Annotated in this window: 3 protein-coding genes and 2 pseudogenes; 3 read left to right on the forward strand and 2 right to left on the reverse strand. The window is 67.8% G+C overall.

Features of this window, described 5'->3' with window-relative positions; genetic code table 11:
• The 3 genes and pseudogenes from QOI01_RS15250 to QOI01_RS15260 all read left to right on the forward strand — a co-directional run.
• Positions 1 to 219 (forward strand): annotated as a pseudogene (locus tag QOI01_RS15250) (helix-turn-helix domain-containing protein); the annotation flags it as partial.
• Positions 220 to 462: 243 nt separating this feature from the next.
• Positions 463 to 1,221 carry a hypothetical protein gene (locus tag QOI01_RS15255; protein WP_526382282.1) on the forward strand — a complete coding sequence of 253 codons (759 nt, stop codon included), beginning with the start codon at positions 463 to 465 and terminating at the stop codon, positions 1,219 to 1,221.
• Between the two features lie 11 nt (positions 1,222 to 1,232).
• Positions 1,233 to 1,436, forward strand: coding sequence for a hypothetical protein (locus tag QOI01_RS15260; RefSeq protein ID WP_526382284.1), 204 nt, complete (start codon positions 1,233 to 1,235; stop codon positions 1,434 to 1,436).
• Positions 1,437 to 1,587: 151 nt separating this feature from the next.
• On the opposite strand, the gene QOI01_RS15265 is transcribed toward QOI01_RS15260, so the two are convergent.
• Complete coding sequence (locus tag QOI01_RS15265) at positions 1,588 to 4,257, reverse strand: helix-turn-helix transcriptional regulator (RefSeq protein ID WP_526382286.1); 2,670 nt, start codon at positions 4,255 to 4,257, stop codon at positions 1,588 to 1,590.
• Positions 4,258 to 4,525: 268 nt separating this feature from the next.
• A pseudogene (locus tag QOI01_RS15270) lies at positions 4,526 to 4,712 on the reverse strand (maleylpyruvate isomerase family mycothiol-dependent enzyme); the annotation flags it as partial.

A 4,712-nucleotide genomic window follows, 5' to 3' on the forward strand; every position in this document is an offset into this window, starting at 1 on the left:
GCCGAGCAGAGGTATCAGGCCGTGTTGGCCGTGATCAGCGATGGCTTGTCGGTGTCGCAGGTGGCACAGAAGTGTGGGGTGTCGCGTCAGACGTTGCACTCGTGGCTGGCCCGCTATGAAGAGGCGGGCCTGGAGGGGCTGACCGACCGGTCGCACCGGCCGGCGAGTTGCCCGCATCAAATGCCCGCGCGGGTGGAAGCGGCGTTATTGGAGCTGCGGCCCGTGAGCCTCCCTATCTGACCTCACCCCCATCCGTTCGCATCGAGCGTCAACCGCCCGAACTGTCGCCGGGCGCGGGGCTAGGTAGTCGCGCGCTCGGCTGGCGCGAAATCGAGTAGTCGGACTAGCGCAGGCGGAAAAAAGAGGTAGTTCGGCCCCGGATACCCGGCCCTCGTTGGCGCAGATGATGCCAGCAGAGTCGACAAACTCCGCGTCGACCACGGTTCGCGAACGGGAGTTCCTGTGAAGAAATCTGTCTTGGTGTTGACCATCGGTGCCAGCGCACCGTTGCTTGCGCTCGGCGTAAGCGCCCCCAACGCGGCGGCCGCCCCGACCTCGACGTCGTCCGTCGGTGGGGCTTCGGTCTCGGTGAACGGCCACACCGTCGGCTTCGGCAACAGCTCGGCGTCCACCACCGCGGGCAGCCACAGCATCGCCATCGCGATCAACGGCAGCCAAGCGACCGCCACCGGTAGCCACAACCTCGCGATCGCGATGAACAACAGCACCGCGCAGGCGGTAAACGGCAGCAAGAACAAAGCGATCGCCATCAACCAGGGCACCGCCTACGCGGGCGACGGCAACAACAACACCGCGAACGCCTACAACAACGCCGACGCCGGCGCCTACGGCGGGAACAACAACAGCGCGCAGGTGAACGGGGCCTGCCCGAAGGGCATCGTCTGCGGCCATAGCCACGGAAATGCAGGCGTCGGCAACAACAACACCGTGAAGGTAAGCGGTGGCAACAACTCCGTGAACGTCGGAACGGGTGACAACGACACCGCCATCGTCAAGGGCACCGGCAACGGTGCGCTCTCGGGCTACGGAAGCAACAACACCGTGAAGATCACGGGCAATTCGAACAGCGGTCGCGCGGGAAGCAAGGTCGGCCACACGTCGAACGGCAACACGCTGATCATCAACGGCAACGACTACCACGAACCGCAGACCGTGGCCGACCAAGGCGGACAGACCATCATCCTGCCGCCGACGAGTTAGGGCGCGCGCTCATGGCGCCTGGAGTTTCGGATCAGGTCGGTTACCAAGCTGCTCTGGCGCAGCTGCCCGAGGCGCATGCACTCGCGCTCCGGCTAACGGACTCAGGCGCGTCAGACGAGGAGATCTGCGGAGGGCTCGGTATCGAACCCGAGAGCCTGGAACCACTTCTCGAACTGGCGCGGCGAAAGCTCCACACCAAGATGTCGGAGGCGTAGTACGAACAGTTAACATCGCGACGTGACCGGGGCCAGTGTCGTCGTGTAACGATTCGGAACCCGTCGGGTGGCGCGTCCACTCGACGGGCTTCCGGCCGTCGCGATTCGGAGGCATCCGACATCGACGACGCCGTCCGCGAGGTTCGCCGGGTCATCGTGCTCGGTTCGCAGAATGACCTGGCCGCCGTGCTGACACGGCTGGTGCGGTCCGAAAAGCGAAATGCTGCGGCGCGGCGAGACGCCGCATCACGTCGGCCAATTCGGCCCGCCGGACCACACCGGCCTTGCAGCTGGCCCGGTAGACGTGGCCCTCGACCGTGCGCACCGACAGCGACACTGCCCGCGCGATCTCCTTGTTGGACAACCCTTGCGCAACCAGCACGGCGATCTCGTGCTCGCGCCGAGTGAAGGGCAGGAGGAGTTGCGCGGCGGTCAACGCCGGGCTGGCGGCCCCGCACGCGTCGGCGAGTCGGGCCGCTCGCGCCGCGGCCGTCATCGCGCTGCCGCCGCGGCCCGCCCGGCGATGCGAGGTCGCAGCCTGTGCAGCGGCGTCGGCGGCGGCCAGGACGTCGCCCATCGACTCGAAATCGACTGACGCCCGGTCCAATTGGTCGGCGTCATCGTCGCTCACCGCCCGCGCGTACCGGGCCGCCACCGGGGCCCGCGGCCCCTCGACGACGCCGGCCAACTCGACCAGCCGTTCGGTGACTGAGGTGTCGTCGAATTGCGCGGCGGTCTGCAGGCAGAGCACTTCACGGGCTAGCTGACCGTGCGCACGCGCGAAATCGGCCGCGCGGTGGGCGAAGTGACGCGACTCCGACAACCGTTGGCGCGCCGCGGCCAACCACGCCTTGGCCAGCAGGGCGTTGACTTCGACCAGGACGTAGGCGGGGTGTCGATCCGCCTCTGCCGTGTACAAGGCCGCCTCCGCCCCGGCCAGGTCGCCCGATCGGGCGAGCGCCTGAGCGCGGAGCAGATGAAACCGAAAGAAGCTGTTGACGAGGACGAAGTCGGCGTCCGCGGCGGGGGTCTCGGCGGCCAAGTAACCCAGCGCAGCGCGCAGGTCGCCCGCGGCCAGCGCGCACATCCCGGCGATCGCCTCGGCCATCACCCGCGCGGTCGAGGGCTTGGCGGCGCAGTCCTTGCGATGGCGTTCGGCGACGTCGACCGCCTCCTCGATGCGTCCCGAGGTCGCGAGGCCAAACGCATGGAACTCGACCAGCGCTCCGCTCAAGAAGCTGCCCTGCCCCGAGGAGTCGATCACGCGGTAGCACGTCGCGGCCGTGGAGAGAGCCTCGTCGGTCCGCCCGACTTCGCCGAGCGCCAGGGTCTCGGCGCAGAGCCGGACGGATTCGCCGTAACCGTCCAGCGTGCCGTAGTCGACGATGTTCACCATCTCGAGGACCTCGGCGGGTCGGGCGGCCAGGACAAGTTGGTTGGCGCGGAAGGCCAGCAGTTGGCCCACGCGGGGTCCGGTGGCCGTCTGAAGCGCGTCGTCGATGACCTGCCAGGATTGCTCCGGATCGCGCATGGTCCACAGCAGGTTCGCGGCCCGCAGGACGTCGTCGTTGATGAAGGCCGACTCCGACACCTCGTCTGCGGAGATGCTGTCGATGACCTCCGCCGCATCGACACTGCGCTGGGACATCAGGAGGTTGTACGCGAGGTGCACGCGGGCCGCGACACCGACGCCGGATTCGTCGGCGGCCCGCGACAGGCGCGCCGCCAGGTCGAAGTCCAGCAGTGAGCTGGCGGCCGATGCTGCCGCGGCCAGCACCCGGGGATCGGGCGGAAGGTCGGATTCCAGCCACAGTAGGCCGCGGCGCACGACGTTCGCCGGTTCCGCGGCACCGGTCATGGCGGCGGCGACGAGCCCACGCAATCGCCGCAAGCGCAGCGGGCCGCACTGGTTCAACCGGACCTCGGCGTACATCGGATGCCCGACGTACACCTCGTCGCCGGAGGTCCTGATGAGCTCGCGCTGTTCGGCGTCCTCGAGCGCGAGTCGGTCGACCAGTGTGGTTAGACAGTCCCACCGCACGGGTTCGGCGACGGCGACCACGTCGACGACGTCGCGCACCTGATCGGGGATCGTCCCGATCTGATGTTCGACCACCTCGACCAGCGACGGTGACACCCGGGGGCTGCCGAGCCATCGGCATCGACCCCGTTCGCTGACCAGACGGCCAGCGTGTTGCTCTTGCTCGACGAGTTTCCGCAGAAAGAGCACGTTGCCCGCCGTCAACCGCCACAACCGGTCGGCACAGTCCTGATCGGGAGGCGAGCCCAGCGCCGACTGCAGTAGCTCGTCGGATTCCCCACGCGAGAGTGGCTGCAGCTCCATCCGGCGGACCAGGCCGTCCTTCCATAGTGCCGTGACCGCGTCGGGTGCAGTCTGGCCACTTCGAAGGGTTGCGATCACCATCGCGGATTGCCGGACGACGAGCTGATGCACCACCAGCGCCGACAAGTCGTCCAGCAGATGCGCGTCGTCCACCCAGACCAGGAGACGCCCGGCCTGCGCGCCTGCGGTGAGTGTTGTGATCACCCTGCGCGCCAACGCAAGCGGTGTGCCCTCGACGTCGTCGGTCCACTGCGCGAACGCTCCCAGCGGCACCGACCGGCCGGTGGCCGTGGCGGCGATGTAGCGCACCGCCCAACCCGATGCGGCCGCGGCGGCGGCGGCATCCCGGGCAAGGCGTGACTTGCCAACCCCCGCCCGCCCAGCGAGCACCACCCCGGGCACGTCGTCCCCGTAGATCAGTTCGGCGAGGACACCGGACTCTTCATTCCGGCCGGTGAGCGGCCAGAGCTCTTGCATGGGCAAAGACTAACCCACGCGCTAGCAACCATCATGACGTCTCCGTCAATTTGTTTCGAAGTTTGCGCGCCGCCAGGTCCAGCAAGGGCTCGAGCCCTTCGGGTTCGATGCCTACCAGCACCGTATGGGCCGGGTGGCTTCGCCGTGCCCGGTCACCCTGGGTATTTTCCGAATAGAGATTCGGGACGGTCGTAGAGATCGCCCGTCTTGTCTCAAAACCAGAAACGAGCCACCCTCAAGAGGCCGCGCGCGTGCAAGGTCGAACGAATCAAGCGTTGGGGATGGGCTGGTCGTCGTCGCGCGGGCCGAAGAATCCGAACCGCTCGACCATCTGCTCGACCGCCGTGGGCGTCCAGTCCCATGCGACGATTTGGCGCCGGGAACGGCGGCTGTGTGTGGCGCGCAGCAGTTCGTAACCGTCGGCCCGTAGCAGCGTTGTAGGTTCCCCCGAACCG

Source organism: Mycobacterium sp. (genome assembly GCF_032162605.1).
In the GTDB taxonomy this organism is placed as follows: Bacteria; Actinomycetota; Actinomycetes; order Mycobacteriales; family Mycobacteriaceae; genus Mycobacterium.

What these genes read in the sequence shown, in the direction of transcription:
- QOI01_RS15265 (WP_526382286.1), bottom strand. Translation starts at nt 4,257, where the DNA reads ATGCAAGAGCTCTGGCCGCTCACCGGCCGGAATGAAGAGTCCGGTGTC.
- QOI01_RS15260 (WP_526382284.1), top strand. Translation starts at nt 1,233, where the DNA reads ATGGCGCCTGGAGTTTCGGATCAGGTCGGTTACCAAGCTGCTCTGGCG.